Consider the following 19,954-nt stretch of genomic DNA (forward strand, 5'->3'; position numbering starts at 1 on the left):
CCATGACTTATGTCGTCATCGATAACTGTATCGCCTGCAAATACACCGACTGTGTCGAGGTCTGCCCCGTCGATTGCTTCTACGAGGGCGAGAACATGCTGGTGATCCATCCCGATGAATGCATCGATTGTGGCGTGTGCGAACCCGAATGCCCCGCCGATGCGATCCGCCCGGATACCGAACCCGACATGGAAAAATGGGTCGAGTTCAACCGCAAGTATTCCGAGATGTGGCCGGTCATCATCACCAAGAAAGACCCGCTCCCCGAAGCCGAGGACCGCGACGGCGAAACCGGCAAGCTGGACAAGTATTTCTCGGAAGCGCCGGGCGAGGGCGGCTGAGCGATTCGCTTTGCCCGCCGCCGGTGACGTGGGGTAAAACCCTGTTTCGTTCACAATTTGTCAGATTGACTTGACCGGATTCGCGGCGATTCGCGCATCATTGCTGCAAGGTTTTGATTGTGCGCTTGTTTTATGGTAATGTGACGCCCATATGACGACAAGCACCTGACACACCCGACCGGATGCTGCCAGAACGTTTGTTTCGCGACAATGAAAGCTGCTCGACGGGGCCTGGTTCGGCCGCGCCGTGATCGCTGTCGCCCGCGATGGGCGGTCGCTTGCAAGGAAGGACTGAATGAGCAAAGCCAAGAAAGCCGAGTTTCGCCCCAACGATTACGTGGTCTATCCGGCCCACGGTGTTGGACAAATCGTTTCGATCGAAGAACAGGAAATCGCCGGCATCAAGCTGGAACTGTTCGTGATCTCGTTCGAAAAGGACAAGATGACGCTGCGCGTGCCTACCAACAAGGCGACCGAGATCGGGATGCGCAGCCTGTCCAGCCCCGACGTGGTGAGCCAGGCGATGAAAACTCTCAAGGGCAAGGCCAAGGTCAAGCGGGCCATGTGGTCGCGCCGCGCCCAGGAATACGAGCAAAAGATCAACTCGGGCGACCTTATCGCCATCGCCGAAGTGGTTCGCGACCTGCACCGCACCGACGATCAGCGCGAACAGAGCTATTCCGAGCGTCAGCTTTACGAAGCCGCGCTCGAGCGCCTGACCCGCGAAGTCGCGGCTGTTGCCGGCAGCGACGAGGTGGACGCCGCCAAGAAGGTGGACGAAGCCCTGGTGTCGCGCGCCGCGTAATCGGCGAACCGCATCTGGAAATGGCCGCGCCCCGAAACGGGCGCGGTTTTTTCATGCGCTGAGCGTCAGCAACACGGTGATTTCGCAGATCTGCTGCGCCCCGCCCAGCACATCGCCCGTCTGCCCGCCGATCCGGTTGCGCGCCAACGCGCCTGATGCGGCCACGGCCAGCGTGGCCATAAGGGCAACGCCCATCCCCGGACCCGCGCCCAGCAAAAGCATCGCTGCCACCAGGGCAAGCGCGGCACCAGCGGCGACCGTCATCGCGCCGGGCCGGCCCACATGATGCGACAGGCCGGTATCGCGGGCATGGGGCAGGGCGGTCATGAGTACGGGCATCGCCGCCCGGCTGAGCATCGCCGCCACGATCAGCGCAGCGAACGCCGTGCCTTGCGCGAACAGCACCGATAGCGCCGTCCAACGCAAGCCGATCCCCAGAACGAGGGCCAGCACGCCATAAGTGCCGATCCGGCTGTCCTTCATGATCTCCAGCCGGCGTGCGCGGTCCCAGCCGCCCCAGAACCCGTCCGCGCAATCCGCCAGACCGTCTTCGTGCAAGGCGCCTGTTGCCGCGATCATCGTGGCCAGCGCCAGCCCGGCGGCCAGCATCGGCGCCAGCCCCACCGCCATGGCCAGCCAGCCGGCGATGCCGCCAAGCGCCGCGACCACCGCGCCAGCCAACGGATAGGCCCAGGCCGCGCGCGCCCCGCGGCGCGCCGCCGCATCGGAAACCGGTACGGGCAGCCGCGTCAAAAGGCCGAGCGACGCCGTGATATCGCCGGGGTGAAAGGGGCGCGTGTCGGATTCGGGCGTCGACATGGGACGAACTCTGCTTGTGTGCGCGTGTCCAGCGGTTAAACACCGGGGCATCGCAACAATCAACGAGTGATCCGTCATGTCCAACCGCCCCGAGACCCTGAATGACATCCGCGCGCTTTTGGCCGCGGCCCCTGGCCCCGATGGCGATGCGATCGCCGCGGCCGAGGCGCGCAACGGGCAATTGACCAAGCCGCCCGGCGCGTTGGGCCGGCTCGAGGATCTGGCGATCTGGATGGGGGGCTGGCAAGGCACGGACAAGCCGCATGCGGACGCGCCGCAGGTGCTGATCTTTGCCGGCAACCATGGCGTGACGGCCCAGGGCGTCAGCGCGTTTCCCGCCGAGGTGACGGCGCAGATGGTCCTGAACTTCCAGGCCGGCGGCGCCGCGATCAACCAGTTGTCGAACCTGTTCGGCGCACGGATGGATGTTCATGCGCTCGATCTCGACCGTCCGACCGGGGATTTCACCCAAGGCCCCGCCATGGACGAGGCCGAATTCCTGATGGCATTTCTGGCGGGCTGGGATGCGGTCGATCCGGGCGCGGATGTTCTGGTCACCGGGGAAATGGGGATCGGTAACACCACCTCGGCGGCGGCCATCGCCTATTCGCATTACCGGGGCGCGGCCGAAACATGGGTCGGCCGTGGCACCGGCGTCGATGACGCAGGGGTGCAGAACAAGACGCGCGTCGTCGAAGAAGCCGCCCGCCTTCATGCCTTCCCGACCGGGCTGGAGGCGCTGCGCTGCCTTGGCGGCCGGGAGCTTGCGGCAATGGCCGGGGCCATTGCCCGTGCCCGCACCCTGCGTATCCCCGTGATCCTTGACGGATTCATCTGCACAGCCGCCGCTGCCTGCCTCGCGGCCGAACATCCCGGCGCCCTGGATCATTGCGTCGCCGGCCACATGAGCGAAGAACCAGGTCACGCGAAATTGCTGCAGGAGCTTGGCAAGGAGCCGCTTTTGCGGCTTGGCATGCGCCTTGGCGAAGGTTCGGGCGCGGCGCTTGCGATCGGTGTGCTCAAGGGCGCGGCGGCCTGCCAGTCGGGCATGGCCACCTTCGCCGAGGCAGGCGTCAGCGACGGCTGAACGCGGCGGGCGTCACCGCCCGTCGTCGTCCTCATCGTGCAATTCAAGCTGGCCCAGTGCCGCTTCGAGATCCTTTTCCAGCTCGCGCGCACGGGCGATATAGGCCTCGTTCTGCGATGCGGGAATGTCGGGATCCCAAAGTTGGGCCAGTTCGCGTACCGTTTCGCGGTCATGGCGATAGAACACGCGCTCGGCCTCGGCGGCTTCGTATTCGCTCAATCCCACATGTTCCAGCACGTAGCGCCCTGCCCGGAGCGAGCTGTCGAACATCTCGCGCACGATATCATCGGCCCCCGCCTGGTATAGCTGGAACACATGTGTGCGGTCGCGCGCCCGTGCCACGATATGCAGGTCGGGCCGTTCGCGCCGTGCATACCCGACCAGCCGCGTCGTTGCCTTGGGATCGTCCAGCGCGGCCACCAGCACCTTGGCGTCGGCCAGCCCCGCCGCGTGGAGCAATTCGGGGCGCGTGGGATCGCCGAAGAACCCCTTGAAACCGAATTTCCGCATCAGCTGGATGGTTTCCATGTCGTGATCCAGCACCACGGTCTTGAACCCGCTCGATTGCACCAGACGGTTCACGATCTGCCCGAACCGCCCGATCCCGGCGATGATCACCGGCCCCTGTTCGTCGATCTCGTCGGCGGGCTGGCCGGATTGCTCTTCGGTCATGCGGCGCGACAGCCATTCGTAAAGGATGAACAGCAACGGCGTGATCAGCATCGACAGCGCCACGATCAGCAGCAGCCGGTCGGCGACGTCGCGCGGGATCACCGATTGCTGCACCGAAAACGACAGCAGCACAAACCCGAATTCCCCGGCCTGCGCCAGGCTGAGTGTGAACAGCCACTGGTCGCGCCCGCGCAGCTTGAAGATCAGTCCAAGCACGTAAAGGATCACGCCCTTGACCAGGATCAGCGCAAGCGTCAGCCCGATCAGCGTCACCGGGGCGGACCAGAGTGTGCCGAAATTTATGCCCGCGCCGACCGTTATGAAAAACAGGCCCAGCAGCAGCCCCTTGAAGGGTTCGATATCCCCCTCGAGTTCGTGGCGGAATTCGCTGTTGGCCAGGACCACACCGGCCAGGAACGCGCCAAGCGCGGGCGAAAGCCCCACCATCTGCATCAGCAGGGCGATGCCCAGCACGATCAGCAGCGCCAGCGCGGTGTACATCTCGCGCAGGCGGGCATGGTGGATGAAGGCAAAGATCGGCCGCGTCAGGTAAATCCCTGCCAGGATGATGGCGGCGACCACGCCCAGCGTCACCAGCGTGACGCCCCAACCCGGCAGCCCCTCGACCAGCGAAATGGCGTGATGCGCGTCGCCTGCATGCTCCACGTCCTTGGCGCGCATGACGTTGCCCTCGGGCGACAATTGCGGTGCGGCGGGCAGCGCCAGCAGCGGCAGAAGCGCCAGCATCGGGATCACCGCGATGTCCTGCGTCAGCAGCACCGAAAACGCCGACCGCCCGCCTCCGGTCTGGATCAGCCCTTTTTCCGATAGCGTCTGCAAAACGATCGCCGTCGACGACAGCGCCACCACCAGCCCGATCGCCAGCGCGACCGACCAGTAAAATCCCAGCCATTGCGCCCCCATCATCACCGCAAGCGTGGTCAGGACGATCTGCAGCCCGCCCAACCCGATCAGCCGGTGGCGCATGTCCCAAAGTGTGCGTGGCTCAAGCTCCAGTCCGATGATGAACAGCATCATCACCACGCCGAATTCGGCAAAGTGCTGCACATCCTGCGTTTCGCTGCCCGTCAGGCCCAGCACGGGGCCGATCACGATGCCGGCCATCAGGTAGCCCAGCACCGATCCCAGCCCCAGCCGCGCGGCCAGCGGCACCGCGATCACCGCCGCCAGCAGGTAAATCGAGGCCTGGAAAAGAAACTCTTGCACGTAACGCTCCTTTGTCGCGCGGTCAGGTGGGCAGGGGCGCGTCCTGTTTGAACTGGTCCATGACGATCTGGCTCTGAACGCGGGCCACCGCCGGGTGCGGCAGCAGGCGCTCGTGAATCAGGCGGTTCAACGCACCCAGATCTTCGCAATACACGCGAAGCAGGTAGTCCGCATCCCCCGTCAGCGTCCAGGCCGAGGTCACCTCGGGGCTGGTGTCGATCAGCCGCGCGAAACTGCGCGATTGTTCGGGGCCGTGCGTGCCCAGCTGGACCTGGACAAAGGCCTGCACCGAAAGGCCGATCCGCACGGGATCGAGCCGCGCGGCATAGCACTGGATATAGCCTTCGGCCTCAAGCCGCTGCCGCCTGCGTCCCGCCTGGCTGGACGACAAGTTCAGCATCTCGCCCAGCTCCTGCGCGGTCAGATGCGCGTTGGCCTGCAGCGCCGAGAGGAGTCGTTTGTCGGTGTCGTCCAGCATGTGCGAATTTTCCGCATTTTTTTAACAATAGTGTGAAATTCACGCGTGTCGAGGCGCGTTCAGGCCAAAGAATGCGCAAAACCGGCGAAAACACGCTGCTATGCTGCAAAAACAAGCGAACACGCCACTTCAACAGGAGACGCATCATGGGCCCGTTCCCGCATGACGCCCCGCGCGCCGAGATCACCAAGGACAATCCCGCAGGCACCGACGGGTTCGAATTCGTCGAATTCGCCCATCCCGACCCGCAGCAATTGCGCGATCTGTTCACCGCGATGGGGTACGAACTGGTGGCCCGCCACAAGGACAAACCGCTGGTCGAACTTTGGCAGCAGGGCGATATCACCTATGTGCTGAATGCCGACCCCGACAGCTTTGCCGCCCGTTTCGTCGAAGAACACGGGCCGTGCGCGCCCTCGATGGCATGGCGCGTCCGCGATGCGCAACACGCCTTTGAGCATGCGGTAAAGATGGGCGCGGAACCCTATGAAGGGCCGGACAAGACCGTGGACTGGCCCGCGATCAGGGGCATCGGCGGCAGCCTGATCTATTTCACCGACAGGTATTACGATACCTCGCCCTACAACTGGGAATTCGACTGGATCGCGCAATCCAAGCCCAAGGGCGTCGGGTTCTACTATCTCGATCACCTGACCCACAACGTGTTCAAGGGCAACATGGACAAGTGGTTCGGCTTCTACGGCGACCTGTTCAATTTCCGCGAAATCCGGTTCTTCGATATCGAGGGCAAGTATACGGGCCTGTTTTCCCGCGCGCTGACCTCGCCCTGCGGGCGCATCCGCATCCCGATCAACGAGGATCGCGGCGAAACCGGGCAGATCGTGTCCTATCTCAAGAAATACAACGGCGAAGGCATCCAGCACATCGCCGTGGGCACCGAGGACATCTATGACAGCACCGATGCCATCTCGGATCGTGGCATCCGCTTCATGCCCGCGCCGCCCGACGCCTATTACGATCTCAGCAAGACGCGTGTCGTGGGCCACGAAGAACCGATCGACCGGATGAAAAAGCACGGCATCCTGATCGATGGCGAAGGCGTGGTGGATGGCGGCGAAACCCGCATCCTGCTCCAGATATTCTCGAAAACCGTGATCGGCCCGATCTTTTTCGAGTTCATCCAGCGCAAGGGTGATGACGGGTTCGGCGAGGGCAATTTCAAGGCGCTGTTCGAATCCATCGAACGCGAGCAGATCGAAAACGGCGAGATCCAGGCAGCCGAATAACCCGCGGTCCAACGCGAGGGAGGGTAGGGGCGTCCTGCAATCGGGGCGCCCCTTTCTTGTGGGTCTGCGACTGACGGGTCATGTCATCGCCGCGGTCAGGTAGAACGCCGCCGCCAGCGCCGCGCAAAGCGTGCGCACATGGTTCAGCCGGGTCCAGCGGGAATTGTAGACCCGCCAATAGGCCTGCCCGGCATCCGACAGGTGATCCATGCCATCCAAGCGCTTGTTCATCGGCACATTGCCCAGCCCGGTTACGGCAAACACGCCGAAAACATAGGTCAGGGCCCCTGCGCGCATCCACCCGCTGGCCGGTGTCGGCACCGGGCCGAAGGAAATGCCGAAAAGCGCCAGCGCCACGACGACCGAGCCCAGCAGCAACACCATGAACACCGAAGTGAACACTTCGCGGTTGACGTGCTGCATGGCCTCGGTTCCGGCCGCCGGGGCCGATGCGCCAAGGGCGCGCATCAAAAAGTCCGAGAAGGTTAGAAAGACACCCGCAACCAGCGCGGCGGACAGGCCGGACAGCAACAGGACGAGGTCGAGGATTTGCGGTTTCATGTTCGTAGTTCCTTTTTCATCAAGCTTGTAACTTGACACAGTGTAAAGTTGACATGGCGTCAATAATGGATAACTTGACGCCATGTCAAGAGACTCGTCAGAAACCAAGTCCCGCATTCTCAACGCGACGTGGAAGTTGTTGGAATCAGGGGATAATGCGGTGCGCATGTCCGATATCGCCAAGGCGGTCGGCATCAGCCGGCAGGCGCTTTACCTGCATTATCCGAATCGTGCCGACCTGTTGGTGGCGACGACAAAGCACATCGATACGGCGAAAAACATCGACGCGCGGCTGGAACGCAGCCGGTCCGCGCGAACCGGTGGTGAGCGGCTGGATGCCTTCATCGAGGCGTGGGGCGGGTATATTCCCGAAATCCACGGTATCTCGGTCGCGCTGCGCGCCATGCGCCATACCGACCGCGAGGCGGCAGAGGCCTGGGATGGCAGGATGCAGGCGGTGCGTCACGGGTGCGCGGCCGCCGTCCGCGCCATTGCCGGCGAAGGCAGGCTGCCGCCCGGCCTGACGCCAGAGCGCGCGACCGACCTGCTGTGGATGCTGTTGTCGGTCGAAAACTGGGAACGGCTGGTGCGCGACTGCGGCTGGTCGCAGGCCGACTATGAAAAAGAGATAAAGGCCCTGGCCCGCGCGGAGCTTGTCGTCACACCCTGATCAGCCGCGCGGCATGGTCAGCGTGACCGACCGGCCGCCCTTGGTATAGCTCAGCTCGCTTTCGCCTATGGCCTGCACGCGTCCGCCATCCAGCCGGTCGCCCACCTGCACCTTGACGTAACGCCCGTTCGACATCCGCACCAACGCGCGGCGGCTGGAAGGTTTGCCATAGACCCCGATCAGGTTCACCCGGTTCAGCCGGATCGCGTTGCGGACTGTCGCTTCGCGGGTGACATTCGCGCTGGACGGAATCGAGGGGCTGACGGTGCGGGGCGCGACGGCCGCGGCCGTCTGAACGGTTTCGGCCTGCGGCTGCGACTGAGCGATGCTTTCCGCGCGCTGAACGATCTGGGCAAAGTTCGACGGCCGCACCCGCGGCTTGAGTGAGGCGGCAACCGCCTGCTCGGTCGCGGTCTCGTCGGCCTCTTCCTCGGCCTTGGGCAGGTCGGGGCGCAGGCGGGGGCGGATCTCGGCCAGTTCGTCGCGGGTCAGCCCCCCCAGGTTGCTGCGCTCGTTCTGCTGCACAAGATCGCCGGGCCGGGCACGGGGGCGGAACGCCGCCAGGCGGGCCAATTCCTCGGCGGCTTGCGGGGTTTCCTCGAAACGGGTGGGCAGACGGGCCGGCAGCAGCGGGGGCCGGCCGGCATAGACCGGGATGCCATCCGGGGTCAGCGCGCCTTCGGGCGTCGCGCGCACCAGTCCGCGTTCATCGAGATCGAATTCGGTTCCCGGCGCCGCGGGCGAGGCTTGCGGTTCAAGCATACCGTCACCCAAAAGCGCCGTATCCGGCGGCAGCGCCACTGCATCGCCCATGTTGACCTGCGGGTCGATCGACGCGGTGTAAAGCTCGTCAAGTTGTGTGAAACCGGGCGTTTCCGGCTGATCCGGCGCCATTTGCCAGATTCCCGTCGCCGCATAGCGGACGGCCGCCTCTTCCGGCGTCAGGTCGGGCTGCACGGCCGGTTCGGCCAGCGCCTCGGGTGCGGAATCGTCCGGGGGCAGGGCGCCGGGTACGATCATCGGTTCCCTGGCGGCCAGATCTATCGGCTCTTCCTCGGAAATTGCCTCTTCGCCTTCGATCGTCAGCGTGTCGATCTGTTCCATCGCGTCGTCGGGAAGGCTTGCCACATCGGTTTCGGCCGGTCCCCAGAGCATCGACAGCCCGTCGTTCGAAAAGATCGACGCCCAGGCCGCTACCCCTGCGAGGAACAGCAACAGCGCCGCCGTCAGGATCAGCCCCAGATAGCGCGGCTTGCCACCGACTTCGGCTTTCGGGCGCGCGGGTGTACGCGCCCCGAAGATCGTCATGCGCTGCCGTTCCGTTTCGGGATCCGCCGCCGAAGGCGCGGTCGCCAGCGCAGGCTGCGCCGTTGCCACCAGATCCGGCGGCGCGGGGGGGATCGGCGCGGGCCGGATCGCGGGCGGTGCGGCAGACGGTTTTTCCGGGCGATCCCCGCGGCGCGAAAAGAACGCCCCGAACCCCTTGCCCCGCGCGGGGGCATCGGCGGGGCGGGCCGGGCTGCCAAAGCGCACATCGCGCGCGGATTTCGCGCTGGCCGACTTTCCGGTGACCGGGGGCGCTTCGGGCAGGTCGTCGTCGAGTTCGATCACCGGGGCAGTCGCGCTGACGCGCGGGGCCGGAGGAACATCGTCACGCGCCGCCCGGATCGACGCAAAGGATGGAACAGCGGGGGTTTCGGTCGGCACGGCCAGCGGGGCCGCATCGTCCGCCGGGGCCTCATCCGCGGGCGTATCGCCGGTTTCGGGTGCAGGCGTCGCGGCCTCTGTGGTGTCCTCGGCCACTTCGTCGGTGACCGTGTCCTTGTCGCTGGGCTTTGTCGGGCCGGCTGCGACATCGTCGCCACCCTGATCCTGTGACGTGGCGGGCTCTGCCCCGGCATCATCCGCGGCCAGCGGTTCAGCGGTGCCCGCGGTATCCGCCATGCCGGTGGTTTCGGTGTCCTGCACCGGCAATTCGGCCTCGCCGATCACCCGGATCGCCTGCATGTCGCGGGCGACATTGTCGGTTGTGTCCAGCCACTCTGCTGATGACGGCGCGGCACCGAAGAACGGCTCGCCCGAAAACGCCCCTTCCGGCGGCGTCGCCACGAAGCTTACCGGGTTGAACGCATGTTCGATGGCAAAGTCTTCTGCCTCGTCCAGGGTTTCCCGTGCCACCGCGGCGATATGGGTTTGGGTGCCGTCGCGCACCCAGTCAAACGCCAGATCATCCACCGCGTAGGGCGTTGCGCCATCCAGCGCAGTCATCACCGCCGCGGGAATATCCGCTTCGTCTAGATGCCCGGTGTCGATGCTGAGAAAGCGGATCTGCTCGTTCGGGATAACGAGTTTCGTGCGCAGCCCGCCGGGGTCCAGCTGCAGCGCCCGCGCCTGCAAATCGGCCAGTTCGGCCGCAAGGTCCGGCACATCCAGCGCCACTTCACCCACGCCAAGCCAGCCGGCAGGCGCGCGCTGCAGCAGGCGGATGCCGTCAAAGGACAGAACAAGAGCGAAATTCGGTTTCATCGGCGGGGGTTTAACATCTCGCGACCTGACAGGGGAGTCCCCCGTTTCAACGTCATAAGGATACAGCAGCTTGTCGCCTAGGGGAAGGCGCCGGGGCGGTTCCCCCTTGTATGTGCGCAGCGAACCGTCAGGCTGGCTTTGATACTGATTTCGGAGGGATTCTCATGAGACAACTTTTGATCTGCGCGCTTCTGACGCTGGCGCCCGCGGCCGCCTGGTCCGAGGATCTTGCGCGGGTGTTGACCGTCACGGGCACCGGCGAGGTCGCCCGCGCCCCGGACATGGCGGTGATCCGCGTGGGGGTTGTCGCGCAGGACAAATCCGCGTCGACCGCGCTGTCGCGCACCTCCGAGGCGATGGTGCGCATGCAGCAACGGCTGGCCGAACAGGGTATCGAGGCGCGTGATATCCAGACCACCCAACTGTCGCTGACCCCGGTCTACGAAAACGCCAGCGGCACGCGGACCCGCAAGATCATCGCCTTCGAGGCGATGAATGCCGTTCTTGTCCGTGTGCGCGACCTGCCCAGCACGGGGGCGGTGCTTGGCACCCTGGTCGAGGACGGGGCCAACCGGATCGACGGGATTTCATTCACCCTGCAGGACAGCCAGGAGTCGATGGACGAGGCGCGCCGCCGCGCCGTCGCCGATGCGCGCCGCAAGGCCGAGGTGCTGGCCGATGCCGCAGGGGTCGAACTTGGCGCCTTGCGCGACCTGCGCGAGGCCGGTGGCGGCGCGCCGCGCCCGATGATGATGGAGCGCATGGCGATGGATGCCGCTGCCTCGGTTCCGATCGCGGAAGGCGAAATCAGCCTGAGCGCCACCGTCACGATGGTTTACGAGTTGAAGTGACCGGCGCGAGGCCCTGGCGAAAAACGAAAAACGGCGCGCCAATCCGGCGCGCCGTTTCCGTTTGTGGCTGAAGTCGGGTCTTAGCTGCCGGCTTTGTTCAGCGCCTGGTCGAGGTCGCGTATCAGGTCGTCGGCGTCTTCGATCCCGATGGAAATCCGCACCACGTTGGGCGCCGCACCCGCGGCCACCTGCTGCTCTTCGGTCAGCTGGCGGTGCGTGGTCGAGGCCGAATGGATGACCAGGCTGCGCGTGTCGCCAAGGTTTGCGACGTGGCTGAACAGCTCGAGGCTGTCGACGAATTTGACACAGGCGTCATAGCCGCCCTTCAGCGCCACGGTGAACAGGCTGCCCGCGCCCTTGGGGCAGATACGGGCCACGCGGTCGTTGTAGGGCGAGGATTTCAGCCCCGCATAGGTCACTCCCTCAACCGCATCGTGGCCCTCCAGCCATTCGGCGATCTTCATCGCGTTCTGGACGTGGCGCTCCATCCGCAGGCCCAGCGTCTCGATGCCCATCAGCGTGTAATGCGCCGCCTGCGGGTTCAGCGTCATGCCAAGGTCGCGCAGGCCGATGGCGATCCCGTGGAAGGTAAAGGCCAGCGGGCCAAAGGTTTCGTGGAATTTCAGCCCGTGATAGGCTGGCTCCGGCGCGCTGAGCGACGGGAACTTGTCGCTGGCCGACCAGTCGAACTTGCCCGAATCCACCACAACGCCGCCGGTGACGGTGCCGTTTCCGGTCAGAAACTTGGTCATCGAATGAACGACCAGTGTCGCGCCGTGTTCGATCGGGCGGCACAGGAAGGGCGTGGCGCTGGTGTTGTCCACGATCAGCGGCAGACCGGCCTTGTCGGCCACCCCTGCAATCGCGTCGAGGTCGGTGATGTAACCACCCGGGTTGGCGATGGATTCGCAGAACACCGCGCGGGTGTCGTCGTCGATCGCGGCCTCGATTGCGCCCAGGTCGTCGAAATCGACGAACTTGGCCGACCAGCCGAAGCGCTTGATCGTCTGGCTGAACTGCGTGATCGAACCGCCGTAAAGCCGCGTCGAGACAACGATGTTCTTGCCCGGCCCCATCAGCGGGAACAGCGCCATGATCTGCGCCGCGTGCCCGGACGAGCAGCAGACCGCGCCTGCGCCGCCTTCCAGCGTGGCCATGCGTTCCTGCAGCACTGCGACGGTGGGGTTGGTCAGGCGCGAATAGATATAGCCGACCTCTTGCAGATTGAAGAGCGCTGCGGCGTGATCGGCATCGCGGAACACATAGGCCGTCGTCTGGTAGATCGGCGTCTGCCGCGCGCCCGTTGCCGGATCGGGGCGGGCGCCGGCATGGATGGCGAGCGTATCGAAGCCATAGGTCGGTGTGTCTGTCATAGGATCCTCCCGGGGTACTGTTTGCGCACTTGGTTACGCTATTGCCAGGGCTGCGACAATCCGTGCCGGACGGAAAGAAGACGATCCGCGCGGGGCCTGCAAACCGCGCGGTTTGTTCCCGAAACCGCGCGGTTCGGGGAAAGTCATGACTGCAACGGGCGGAACGGGCGGGAAAACGGCGTTCCGCCTAGCCGGTAACCGGGGAACATATTTCCACGAGATAGCCGTTGGGATCGCTGACATAGGACGTGGTCTGCCCCCACGGCTCCTGCCGCGCATCCTGCACCAGCGTGGCGCCCGCCGCGACCGCGCGTGCCAGGGCGGCCGGCACGTCATCGGTTTCCAGCGCGATCTCGAAAACCGGGGCATCGGGCCGGGCAGGGGATGGCGCCTTGCCCAGTTGACGCATCAGGCTGGTCGATGAAAAGGCCAGCTTGGTGTCGCCGGTGGCCAGTTCGCCGTAATCGCCCGACTCGTGCAGGAACGCCTGGTCCATGCCAAAGGCGCGGGTGTAGAAATCCAGCGTGGCCGGGACGTCGTCGACATAGAGGATGGTGTAGCGAAACTTCATCGGTGTCTCCCATTGCCCGCGCTCGGACCCGCGCCGACCCCTCAGCGCATCCAGAAGCCGTTTTTCTTGATCGTGTTGCGGATCGCCTGTTCGCGGCGGGGCAGGTTGTCGCGGTCGAAAAGAGCGCGCACCTTTTCGCCGCGGCCCTGATAGATCATCCGCCGCACGGGTTCGTATTTCTTGATGACCTTCTTGACCTTGTTGGGTGCGGCCACGGTTTCCAGTGTCGCCACGACCTGGTCTGCCTCGCGCGCGTAGAGCAGTGGAAGAAGGCGGTAATGGCACGATACCGATCCGTCCAGCAGCCCGGCGGGAATCGTGTCGCGCCCGCCGTCAAGCGAATGAATGACCAGCGGCAGCGCCACCTGATCGAGCCAGGGATCGAGCGGTTGGCACACCAGTTCGGCGGGTGCATCGTCACGGATGGCCACGGCATAGTCGGTGAAGCGTTTGCCGAATTCGATGGGGCAGCGGCCAAAGAACCAGCCGGCGTTGAAATACAGGTAGCGCCGCCAGTATTCATCGGGCTGCGACAGATCCAGCGAGCTTTCGAAATCCAGCCCGAACTTGTCGTAAAGCGATTTCCAGATCCGCGTGTATCCCGGCCCGTATAGTTCGATCCGGGGCCATGTGCCTTCGACCTTTTGCGACGCGCCGGGGCGGTCGAAATCGAACGGCACCTCTGTGATCTCGTCCAGGATCAGCGTGTCGGTGTCGAAAAAGACGAAGGGTTCGCCCTCGGGCATCGCCGCGAGCGCTTCGATCTTGTTGCCATGCGGGTAGCTGCGGCCGAAGTGGCGGCTTTCGAAGGGCACGATCTCGGCGCCGAATGCGTTCAGCAAGTCCAGGACTTCGTCGTCGCGGATCGACGGATCGCCGTTCCACAACGGTCCGGGCTGCGGCACCGCCACCAGCAGCCGGCCCGTGAAACCGGGACTGTTGGCGCGCAGCGAGGCGGCGAACAGGACCGCTTCGTATTGCAATCGCCCGGCCTGCGCGACGATCACGATGTTGAACGCTTGGCTTTTCCTGCTGCGCTTGCCCATACTCGAAACTGCCCCGGCCACCCGTTTTGCGGCACTATAGGTCGGAACGGCGGGCAACGGAAAGGGGCGCGGGCCGCGAATTGGATGGAAACCGGAAAGGCGCCTTTGGGCACCGATATCCTGATCTTTGCGGGGGAAGTGGTGGGCGACCCTGGAATCGAACCAGGCATGGGTCTCCCCGGCGGAGTTACAGTCCGCTGCCGCACCTTGCAGCTCGTCGCCCAGATGACCGCGCGGCGGTCAACGTGAAGGGGTGATTACAAGCGGTGTACGGGGGCGTCAACAGGAAAATCCCTTGCGATGCGCGCCCGGCTGGCGCAGGTAGGGCGCAACGCGCGGCAAAGGGATTGATGCGATGAAAAAGCCGAAATGGGTGGTCGAGAAAGAGCGCCAGAAACGTGCCTCGGCCGCTGAAACCGTCTGGCTTTTCGGGCTGCACGCGGTGCGCGATGCGCTGATGAACCCGGCGCGCGAAAAATTGCGGCTCGTGGTGACGAAAAACGCCGCCGACAAGCTGGAGGACGCGATTGCCGCGTCTGGCGTGACACCGGAAATGAGCGACCCGCGCAAGTTCGCGGCACCCATCGATCCGCAATCGGTGCACCAGGGCGCCGCGCTCGAGGTGAAGCCGCTGGATTGGGGGCGCATCGCGGATGTCTGCGCGGGCCATCCCGACCGCGTGCCGCGCGTGATCCTGCTGGACCGCGTGACCGACCCGCATAACGTGGGGGCGATTCTGCGCTCGGCCGAGGTGTTCGGCGCCGCCGCCGTGATTGCGCCGCGCCACCATTCCGCCCCCGAAACCGGCGCATTGGCAAAAACCGCAAGCGGCGCGTTGGAGCGCCAGCCCTATCTGCGGGTGCGCAACCTGGCCGATGCGATCGGCGAGTTGCAGGCGATGGGCTATGTCGTGCTGGGCCTTGCGGGCGAGGCGGAACAGACGATCGAAACCGCGCTGGACGGGCGCCGCGACCGCCCCGTGGCGCTGGTGCTGGGGGCCGAAGGGCCGGGACTGCGGCAAAAGACACGCGAAACCTGCGACGCGCTGGTGCGGATCGAGTTCGCGGGCGCCTTTGGCTCGCTCAACGTGTCGAACGCGGCTGCGGTGGCGCTCTATGCCAGTTTGCCGCGCTGAGCGGGACTTGCCCGGCGCGTGTGCCGCGCCTAGGTCTTTGACGACCGCCAAGGAGAGAGCATGCCCCAAAGCGCCAAGATCGTCACCTGTTCCTATTGCGGCACCCGCGCGGCGCTGGTGCTTGACCGGGGCCGGCACGAGCTGGCGTGCAGCAGCTGCGGCGCCCCCCTGCACGAGATGAAGATGATGCCGCTGGCGCGGCAGGAGGACGGCGCCGGACGCAAGGCCGGAAAACACCGCGAAAAGGTGCAGATCGACTGGGACGCCGAACGGCGCCATGCGCTGGGCGACCGCGCGCCGGGCCGGTTCGAGAAACCGCGCAAGCGGCGCAAGTCGCTGGGGCGCAAGGTGCTGAGTGAATTGTGGGACGTGGTCGAGGATATCTTCGACTGACGCTGGGACCACGAATTTGTGATCACAATTTTCCCTGCGCCACTTCTTTTCGATTTTTTCAGACCTATATCGACTGATGAGGCGCAGGCCCGGAACGCCTGCAGCCTCTTCACTGTCCCTCGTTCCGTGACTGGCGCCCAAGGCATTCCTTGGGCGCTTTTTTATTTCCGCACGGCACGCTAGAAGGAACGCATGAGCGAGTCATACACAGACGAATTCCTGCGCGACGTGCTGAAACGCACGAAACGCATCGCCGTGGTCGGCGTGTCGATGAACCCGGTGCGCCCCAGCTATTACGTGGCGCGGTATCTCAAGCTCAAGGGCTATGAGGTGGTTCCGGTCAATCCCGGCCATGCGGGCAAGGAATTGCTGGGCGAAACCGTCATCGGCAGCTTGTCCGAGATCGAGGGCAAGATCGACATGGTCGATGTCTTCCGCCGCCCCGAACATGTGCCGCCCATCGTGGAAGAGGCATTGGCGGCCTTCCCGGAGCTGCAGACCGTCTGGATGCAGATCGGCGTAGTCAACGAAGAGGCCGCCGCGATGGCGCGGGCACGGGGGGTGGACGTGGTGATGGACCGCTGCCCCAAGATCGAATACCAGCGCCTGTTCGGCGAATTGCGCATGGGCGGCTTCGCGACCGGGGTGATTTCCTCGAAGCTGTGACCGGCGCGCGGCGCTGTTGCGGCCTGCGCCGCAAGGCGCCCCGCCCGCCGTCCCGCGGTTTCGGGGGCGCTGCCCCCGTCGCCGCTTGCGGCGACTCCCCCGGGATATTTCCGGAAAGAGAAAGCGGCCTGTCGGGCCTCAGCTTTTGCGGGCGGCTTTTTCGGCAAGCCCGGATTGCGCCTGCCGCCGGTCGAGTTCGGCCATCACGTCGGCGACGCGCACGCCGCGCGCATGCAGCATGACGAGCAGGTGAAACAGCACGTCAGCGGCCTCGGAGGTCAGGCGGGCAGGGTCGTTGCGCACGGCTTCGATCACGGCCTCGATCGCTTCCTCTCCGAATTTTTCGGCCGCCTTTTCGGGGCCTTTCGCCAGCAGTTTGGCGGTCCAGCTTTCGTCGGGGCTGGCGGCGGCGCGGGTGGCGATGATCTGTTCGAGTTCTTCAAGCGTCATCCGTTCAACCTCATCGGGATGCCGGCGGCGGCCATGTGGGCCTTGGCCTCGGCGATGGAATAGTCGCCGAAATGAAAGATCGACGCCGCCAGAACGGCGCTGGCGTGGCCCTCGGTCACGCCTTCGACAAGGTGGTCGAGCGTGCCGACCCCGCCCGAGGCGATCACCGGGATATCGACCGCATCGGCGATGGCACGGGTCAGCGGTATGTTGAACCCCGCCCGTGTGCCGTCGCGGTCCATCGAGGTCAGCAGGATTTCGCCCGCGCCCTTCGCCTCGACCGTTCGGGCGAACTCCACCGCGTCGATGCCGGTGGACCTGCGCCCGCCATGGGTGAAGATCTCCCAGCGGCCCGGCTCGACCGTCTTGGCGTCGATCGCCACGACGATGCACTGGCTGCCGAACTGGTCGGCGGCTTCGGCCACCACATCGGGATTGGCCACGGCGGCCGAGTTGAAGCTGACCTTGTCGGCGCCGGCCAGCAGCAGGTTGCGCACATCCGTGGCGCTGCGGACACCGCCGCCCACCGTCAGCGGGATATAGCATTGCTCGGCGGTGCGGGTGACCACATCCATCATGACGCCGCGGTTTTCGTGCGTGGCGTGGATGTCGAGGAAACACAGCTCGTCCGCGCCTGCCGCGTCATAGGCGCGCGCGGCATCGACCGGGTCGCCCGCATCGCGCAGATCGACGAAGTTGACGCCCTTGACCACGCGCCCATCGGCGACATCGAGGCAGGGAATGATGCGGGTTTTCAGCATGGGGTGTCCGGGGCTTGCGTCTTCACGGGATTGTTTATGGGCAAACGGGCGCGGTTTCCAGAGGTTGAGCCGCAGATTTGCACAAGGAGGGCAATGCGATGAAACGGGTTCTGATCGGGGTGGTGCTGGCGTTCATGGCGCAGGGGGCGCAAGCCTCGGACGACGACATCATGCAGATGCAGGCAGGCGGCGACGTGCCTGCGACGATGGACAAGCTGGTGGCGGCCGACGAGGATGCAGGGGCTACGGTTTTCGCACGGGTCGATCATTCCGGCGGCGCCGCGGCGGCGGGCATGGAACTGGCCCCGTCGCAATTGCTGATCTTCGGTAATCCCAGCCTGGGTACGCCGGCCATGCAGGACAATGCGCTTTCGGGGCTGTTCCTGCCGCTGAAAGTGCTGGTGTACGAGGATGCCGATGGCCGAACCTGGCTGGCTTATGAAGACCCGGAAGAAACTTTGACCGATCTTGATGGTATCGGCGAGAACGCGAAATACATCGCGCAGATGCGCATGGCGCTGATCCGGTTGACCAAGGCTGCAGCAGGGCGTTGATCGCGCTGGCGGTCGACAGCCGGGGCTAGCCCCGGCGGCGGCGCAGGTACGCATCCGCCACGATGCCCGCGGATAGCGGCATCAGGTAGAGGCCGATGCTTGCCAACCCGTGGGAAAACACGCCGATAAACAGCAGCGAGGCCAGCGGGCCGAACACCGCATAGGCAAGTTCGTGCGTTTTCGTGGGGCAATCCAGATACCCGCCAAGCGCCGTGTAGGGCACGTTGGCGCAATCGGACATGGCAAGATCGAAACCGACCATGTAGAGCACCGGGCCCAGCCAGAGAAAGATCACGATCCACGCCAGCCTGCGCGCGCGGAAAAAGCGCCAGACGAGGAACGGGATCAACAGGAACGGTACGAGAAAAACCAGGAACATGGGCGTGATCGCCGGCTCAGCCCTTGAGGAGCGCAAGCGCTTCCTTCAGGTCGATCGCGCCATCGTAAAGCGCCCGGCCCGAGATCGCACCATCGAGCGGCGCGCCGCAGTCTTTCAGTGCGCGCAGATCGTCGAGGGAGCTGACACCGCCCGACGCGATGACGGGGATCGAAACCGCGTTCGCCAGTGCGGCGGTTTCCTCGATGTTGGGGCCCTGCATCGCCCCGTCGCGGTTGATGTCGGTATAGATGATCGCGGCGACGCCCGCGTCTTCGAACGATCTGGCAAGATCCGTGGCCAGCACATCGGTTTCCTCGGCCCAGCCCTTGGTCGCGACGCGGCCATGCCGCGCGTCGATGCCCACGGCGACATGGCCGGGAAATTCGCGGGCGGCCTGGCGGACGAGGGCGGGGTTTTCCACCGCCACGGTGCCCAGGATCACCCGCGCCAGCCCGCGATCCAGCCAGCGTTCGATTGTCGCCATGTCGCGAATGCCGCCACCCAGTTGAGCGGGCACCTTGGTCCGGGACAGAATGGCCTCGACCGGGGCGGCGTTCACGGGTTCGCCGGCAAACGCGCCGTTCAGGTCGACCAGGTGCAGCCATTCGCACCCCGCATCGACGAATTCCATCGCCTGTGCGGCCGGATCGTCGTTGAAGACCGTGGCGCGGTCCATTTCGCCCTTGTAGAGGCGCACGGCCTTGCCGTCTTTCAGGTCGATGGCGGGGTAGAGGATCATCGGTCGGTCCCTTTCGCAACTGGTGCGCGCCGTTTTGCACGGGGGCGCGGGAAATGCAACGTGACCTCATGTCAGGCTTGATCGGAAGCGCCCTGGCGCACAGGATCGGGCAAAGGATCAAGGGAGGAACCAAGAAATGAAACATTGGATCATCGCGATGGCGTTGACGCTGTCGGGGGCGGGCATCGCCTCGGCCGACCCGATACAGGGGCTGTGGAAGACCCAGGAGGATGACGGCGCCTATGCGCATGTGCAGATCGCGCCCTGCGGCGAGGCCTATTGCGGCACGATCACGCGCACCTTCAATTCCGACGGGGAATACCAGTCGCCCAATATCGGCAAGCAACTGGTGCGCAACATGAAACCGGCGGGCAATGGCCGCTACGAGGGCAAGGTCTGGCGGCCGTCGAACGACAAGGTCTATATCGGCAAGATCGATTTGAACGGGAATTCCATGAAACTGGCCGGTTGCGTGGCCGGCGGCCTGATCTGCGCCAAGCAATCCTGGGCGCGCGTCAAGTAATCGGCGCGGTTTCGCCGGCGCTTTGCGCGGCCTGCTGAAAGCGCGGCTGCATTGCTGTAGCCTGTCCTTGTTCCTCGGCA

23 protein-coding genes and 1 tRNA gene are annotated in these 19,954 nt (G+C 64.9%); 11 read left to right on the top strand and 13 right to left on the bottom strand.

The genetic code is table 11. From position 1 onward, the window contains the following. Window positions 1-2 precede the first annotated feature (2 nt). Both fdxA and BLT50_RS08415 read left to right on the top strand, forming a co-directional pair. The gene (gene fdxA / locus BLT50_RS08410) at window positions 3-341 is read left to right on the top strand and encodes a ferredoxin FdxA (protein WP_090028214.1); all 339 of its coding nucleotides are present in this window, start codon (window positions 3-5) and stop codon (window positions 339-341) included. A 295-nt stretch (window positions 342-636) separates the two neighbouring features. Next, the gene (locus BLT50_RS08415) at window positions 637-1,146 is read left to right on the top strand and encodes a CarD family transcriptional regulator (RefSeq protein WP_090028215.1); all 510 of its coding nucleotides are present in this window, start codon (window positions 637-639) and stop codon (window positions 1,144-1,146) included. Window positions 1,147-1,197: 51 nt separating this feature from the next. Here the strand turns inward: BLT50_RS08415 and cobS are convergent, their stop codons facing one another. Next, window positions 1,198-1,965, bottom strand: a complete 768-nt coding sequence (gene cobS / locus BLT50_RS08420) for an adenosylcobinamide-GDP ribazoletransferase (protein WP_090028216.1) — start codon at window positions 1,963-1,965, stop codon at window positions 1,198-1,200. A gap of 76 nt (window positions 1,966-2,041) precedes the next feature. Between cobS and cobT the strand changes: the two genes are divergently transcribed. Then, entirely contained in the window at window positions 2,042-3,052 is a 1,011-nt protein-coding gene (gene cobT, locus BLT50_RS08425; RefSeq protein ID WP_090028217.1) for a nicotinate-nucleotide--dimethylbenzimidazole phosphoribosyltransferase, read from the top strand. Window positions 3,053-3,064: 12 nt separating this feature from the next. Here the strand turns inward: cobT and BLT50_RS08430 are convergent, their stop codons facing one another. Next, window positions 3,065-4,951, bottom strand: a complete 1,887-nt coding sequence (locus tag BLT50_RS08430) for a cation:proton antiporter domain-containing protein (protein WP_090028218.1) — start codon at window positions 4,949-4,951, stop codon at window positions 3,065-3,067. Between the two features lie 22 nt (window positions 4,952-4,973). After that, window positions 4,974-5,429, bottom strand: a complete 456-nt coding sequence (locus tag BLT50_RS08435; protein WP_090028219.1) for an Lrp/AsnC family transcriptional regulator — start codon at window positions 5,427-5,429, stop codon at window positions 4,974-4,976. A 146-nt stretch (window positions 5,430-5,575) separates the two neighbouring features. Here BLT50_RS08435 and hppD point away from each other — a divergent pair, with 146 nt between their 5' ends. Further along, window positions 5,576-6,676: a 4-hydroxyphenylpyruvate dioxygenase gene (hppD, locus tag BLT50_RS08440; RefSeq protein ID WP_090028345.1), complete on the top strand. Its 1,101-nt coding sequence runs from the start codon at window positions 5,576-5,578 to the stop codon at window positions 6,674-6,676. Window positions 6,677-6,754: 78 nt separating this feature from the next. On the opposite strand, the gene BLT50_RS08445 is transcribed toward hppD, so the two are convergent. Then, window positions 6,755-7,237 (bottom strand): anthrone oxygenase family protein, encoded by a 483-nt coding sequence (locus BLT50_RS08445; RefSeq protein ID WP_175491430.1) that lies wholly within the window; start codon window positions 7,235-7,237, stop codon window positions 6,755-6,757. An 82-nt stretch (window positions 7,238-7,319) separates the two neighbouring features. Between BLT50_RS08445 and BLT50_RS08450 the strand changes: the two genes are divergently transcribed. Then, window positions 7,320-7,907: a TetR/AcrR family transcriptional regulator gene (locus BLT50_RS08450; RefSeq protein WP_090028221.1), complete on the top strand. Its 588-nt coding sequence runs from the start codon at window positions 7,320-7,322 to the stop codon at window positions 7,905-7,907. On the opposite strand, the gene BLT50_RS08455 is transcribed toward BLT50_RS08450, so the two are convergent. Continuing rightward, on the bottom strand, window positions 7,908-10,433 hold the full coding sequence (locus BLT50_RS08455) for a hypothetical protein (protein ID WP_090028222.1): 2,526 nt from the start codon (window positions 10,431-10,433) through the stop codon (window positions 7,908-7,910). A 164-nt stretch (window positions 10,434-10,597) separates the two neighbouring features. Between BLT50_RS08455 and BLT50_RS08460 the strand changes: the two genes are divergently transcribed. Further along, on the top strand, window positions 10,598-11,284 hold the full coding sequence (locus tag BLT50_RS08460) for an SIMPL domain-containing protein (RefSeq protein WP_175491431.1): 687 nt from the start codon (window positions 10,598-10,600) through the stop codon (window positions 11,282-11,284). An 80-nt stretch (window positions 11,285-11,364) separates the two neighbouring features. Here BLT50_RS08460 and BLT50_RS08465 read toward each other — a convergent pair whose 3' ends face one another. The 4 genes from BLT50_RS08465 to BLT50_RS19265 form a co-directional block, all read right to left on the bottom strand. After that, complete coding sequence (locus BLT50_RS08465; protein ID WP_090028224.1) at window positions 11,365-12,657, bottom strand: O-acetylhomoserine aminocarboxypropyltransferase/cysteine synthase family protein; 1,293 nt, start codon at window positions 12,655-12,657, stop codon at window positions 11,365-11,367. A gap of 187 nt (window positions 12,658-12,844) precedes the next feature. Continuing rightward, complete coding sequence (locus tag BLT50_RS08470; RefSeq protein WP_090028225.1) at window positions 12,845-13,228, bottom strand: VOC family protein; 384 nt, start codon at window positions 13,226-13,228, stop codon at window positions 12,845-12,847. Between the two features lie 41 nt (window positions 13,229-13,269). Further along, window positions 13,270-14,274 (bottom strand): hypothetical protein, encoded by a 1,005-nt coding sequence (locus BLT50_RS08475; protein WP_090028226.1) that lies wholly within the window; start codon window positions 14,272-14,274, stop codon window positions 13,270-13,272. 139 nt (window positions 14,275-14,413) lie between these two features. Beyond that, a tRNA-Tyr gene (locus tag BLT50_RS19265) sits at window positions 14,414-14,497 on the bottom strand. A gap of 132 nt (window positions 14,498-14,629) precedes the next feature. Here BLT50_RS19265 and rlmB point away from each other — a divergent pair. The 3 genes from rlmB (at window position 14,630) to BLT50_RS08490 (ending at window position 16,468) form a co-directional block, all read left to right on the top strand. Beyond that, window positions 14,630-15,409 carry a 23S rRNA (guanosine(2251)-2'-O)-methyltransferase RlmB gene (rlmB, locus tag BLT50_RS08480; RefSeq protein WP_090028227.1) on the top strand — a complete coding sequence of 260 codons (780 nt, stop codon included), beginning with the start codon at window positions 14,630-14,632 and terminating at the stop codon, window positions 15,407-15,409. 60 nt (window positions 15,410-15,469) lie between these two features. Continuing rightward, a complete protein-coding gene (locus BLT50_RS08485) occupies window positions 15,470-15,802 on the top strand; it encodes a hypothetical protein (protein ID WP_090028228.1) in 333 nt (110 codons plus the stop codon). Between the two features lie 192 nt (window positions 15,803-15,994). After that, window positions 15,995-16,468 carry a CoA-binding protein gene (locus tag BLT50_RS08490; protein ID WP_090028229.1) on the top strand — a complete coding sequence of 158 codons (474 nt, stop codon included), beginning with the start codon at window positions 15,995-15,997 and terminating at the stop codon, window positions 16,466-16,468. A gap of 138 nt (window positions 16,469-16,606) precedes the next feature. Here BLT50_RS08490 and BLT50_RS08495 read toward each other — a convergent pair whose 3' ends face one another. Together BLT50_RS08495 and hisF are read right to left on the bottom strand one after the other, a co-directional pair. Next, a complete protein-coding gene (locus BLT50_RS08495; RefSeq protein WP_090028230.1) occupies window positions 16,607-16,918 on the bottom strand; it encodes a phosphoribosyl-ATP diphosphatase in 312 nt (103 codons plus the stop codon). Beyond that, the gene (gene hisF / locus BLT50_RS08500) at window positions 16,915-17,679 is read right to left on the bottom strand and encodes an imidazole glycerol phosphate synthase subunit HisF (protein WP_090028231.1); all 765 of its coding nucleotides are present in this window, start codon (window positions 17,677-17,679) and stop codon (window positions 16,915-16,917) included. Before hisF ends, BLT50_RS08495 begins: the two co-directional genes overlap by 4 nt. A gap of 98 nt (window positions 17,680-17,777) precedes the next feature. Between hisF and BLT50_RS08505 the strand changes: the two genes are divergently transcribed. Next, complete coding sequence (locus BLT50_RS08505; RefSeq protein ID WP_090028232.1) at window positions 17,778-18,233, top strand: DUF302 domain-containing protein; 456 nt, start codon at window positions 17,778-17,780, stop codon at window positions 18,231-18,233. 25 nt (window positions 18,234-18,258) lie between these two features. On the opposite strand, the gene BLT50_RS08510 is transcribed toward BLT50_RS08505, so the two are convergent. Both BLT50_RS08510 and hisA read right to left on the bottom strand, forming a co-directional pair. Further along, window positions 18,259-18,612 (bottom strand): hypothetical protein, encoded by a 354-nt coding sequence (locus tag BLT50_RS08510; RefSeq protein WP_090028233.1) that lies wholly within the window; start codon window positions 18,610-18,612, stop codon window positions 18,259-18,261. A gap of 16 nt (window positions 18,613-18,628) precedes the next feature. After that, window positions 18,629-19,351, bottom strand: coding sequence for a 1-(5-phosphoribosyl)-5-[(5-phosphoribosylamino)methylideneamino]imidazole-4-carboxamide isomerase (gene hisA, locus BLT50_RS08515; RefSeq protein WP_090028234.1), 723 nt, complete (start codon window positions 19,349-19,351; stop codon window positions 18,629-18,631). A gap of 136 nt (window positions 19,352-19,487) precedes the next feature. Between hisA and BLT50_RS08520 the strand changes: the two genes are divergently transcribed. Continuing rightward, window positions 19,488-19,874 (top strand): DUF2147 domain-containing protein, encoded by a 387-nt coding sequence (locus BLT50_RS08520; RefSeq protein WP_090028235.1) that lies wholly within the window; start codon window positions 19,488-19,490, stop codon window positions 19,872-19,874. The last annotated feature ends 80 nt before the right edge of the window (window positions 19,875-19,954 follow it).

The sequence above is a fragment of the Lutimaribacter saemankumensis genome, from assembly GCF_900100005.1.
Lineage (GTDB): Bacteria > Pseudomonadota > Alphaproteobacteria > Rhodobacterales > Rhodobacteraceae > Lutimaribacter > Lutimaribacter saemankumensis.

Excerpts from the sequence above, each read along its gene's own strand:
- BLT50_RS08510 (WP_090028233.1), bottom strand. The coding sequence starts at position 18,612 with ATGTTCCTGGTTTTTCTCGTACCGTTCCTGTTGATCCCGTTCCTCGTC.
- BLT50_RS08460 (WP_175491431.1), top strand. The coding sequence starts at position 10,598 with ATGAGACAACTTTTGATCTGCGCGCTTCTGACGCTGGCGCCCGCGGCC.
- BLT50_RS08465 (WP_090028224.1), bottom strand. The coding sequence starts at position 12,657 with ATGACAGACACACCGACCTATGGCTTCGATACGCTCGCCATCCATGCC.
- BLT50_RS08415 (WP_090028215.1), top strand. The coding sequence starts at position 637 with ATGAGCAAAGCCAAGAAAGCCGAGTTTCGCCCCAACGATTACGTGGTC.
- BLT50_RS08485 (WP_090028228.1), top strand. The coding sequence starts at position 15,470 with ATGCCCCAAAGCGCCAAGATCGTCACCTGTTCCTATTGCGGCACCCGC.
- BLT50_RS08450 (WP_090028221.1), top strand. The coding sequence starts at position 7,320 with ATGTCAAGAGACTCGTCAGAAACCAAGTCCCGCATTCTCAACGCGACG.
- BLT50_RS08490 (WP_090028229.1), top strand. The coding sequence starts at position 15,995 with ATGAGCGAGTCATACACAGACGAATTCCTGCGCGACGTGCTGAAACGC.
- hppD (WP_090028345.1), top strand. The coding sequence starts at position 5,576 with ATGGGCCCGTTCCCGCATGACGCCCCGCGCGCCGAGATCACCAAGGAC.
- BLT50_RS08495 (WP_090028230.1), bottom strand. The coding sequence starts at position 16,918 with ATGACGCTTGAAGAACTCGAACAGATCATCGCCACCCGCGCCGCCGCC.
- fdxA (WP_090028214.1), top strand. The coding sequence starts at position 3 with ATGACTTATGTCGTCATCGATAACTGTATCGCCTGCAAATACACCGAC.
- BLT50_RS08520 (WP_090028235.1), top strand. The coding sequence starts at position 19,488 with ATGAAACATTGGATCATCGCGATGGCGTTGACGCTGTCGGGGGCGGGC.
- rlmB (WP_090028227.1), top strand. The coding sequence starts at position 14,630 with ATGAAAAAGCCGAAATGGGTGGTCGAGAAAGAGCGCCAGAAACGTGCC.
- hisF (WP_090028231.1), bottom strand. The coding sequence starts at position 17,679 with ATGCTGAAAACCCGCATCATTCCCTGCCTCGATGTCGCCGATGGGCGC.
- hisA (WP_090028234.1), bottom strand. The coding sequence starts at position 19,351 with ATGATCCTCTACCCCGCCATCGACCTGAAAGACGGCAAGGCCGTGCGC.
- BLT50_RS08435 (WP_090028219.1), bottom strand. The coding sequence starts at position 5,429 with ATGCTGGACGACACCGACAAACGACTCCTCTCGGCGCTGCAGGCCAAC.
- cobS (WP_090028216.1), bottom strand. The coding sequence starts at position 1,965 with ATGTCGACGCCCGAATCCGACACGCGCCCCTTTCACCCCGGCGATATC.
- cobT (WP_090028217.1), top strand. The coding sequence starts at position 2,042 with ATGTCCAACCGCCCCGAGACCCTGAATGACATCCGCGCGCTTTTGGCC.
- BLT50_RS08470 (WP_090028225.1), bottom strand. The coding sequence starts at position 13,228 with ATGAAGTTTCGCTACACCATCCTCTATGTCGACGACGTCCCGGCCACG.
- BLT50_RS08475 (WP_090028226.1), bottom strand. The coding sequence starts at position 14,274 with ATGGGCAAGCGCAGCAGGAAAAGCCAAGCGTTCAACATCGTGATCGTC.
- BLT50_RS08505 (WP_090028232.1), top strand. The coding sequence starts at position 17,778 with ATGAAACGGGTTCTGATCGGGGTGGTGCTGGCGTTCATGGCGCAGGGG.
- BLT50_RS08445 (WP_175491430.1), bottom strand. The coding sequence starts at position 7,237 with ATGAAACCGCAAATCCTCGACCTCGTCCTGTTGCTGTCCGGCCTGTCC.
- BLT50_RS08455 (WP_090028222.1), bottom strand. The coding sequence starts at position 10,433 with ATGAAACCGAATTTCGCTCTTGTTCTGTCCTTTGACGGCATCCGCCTG.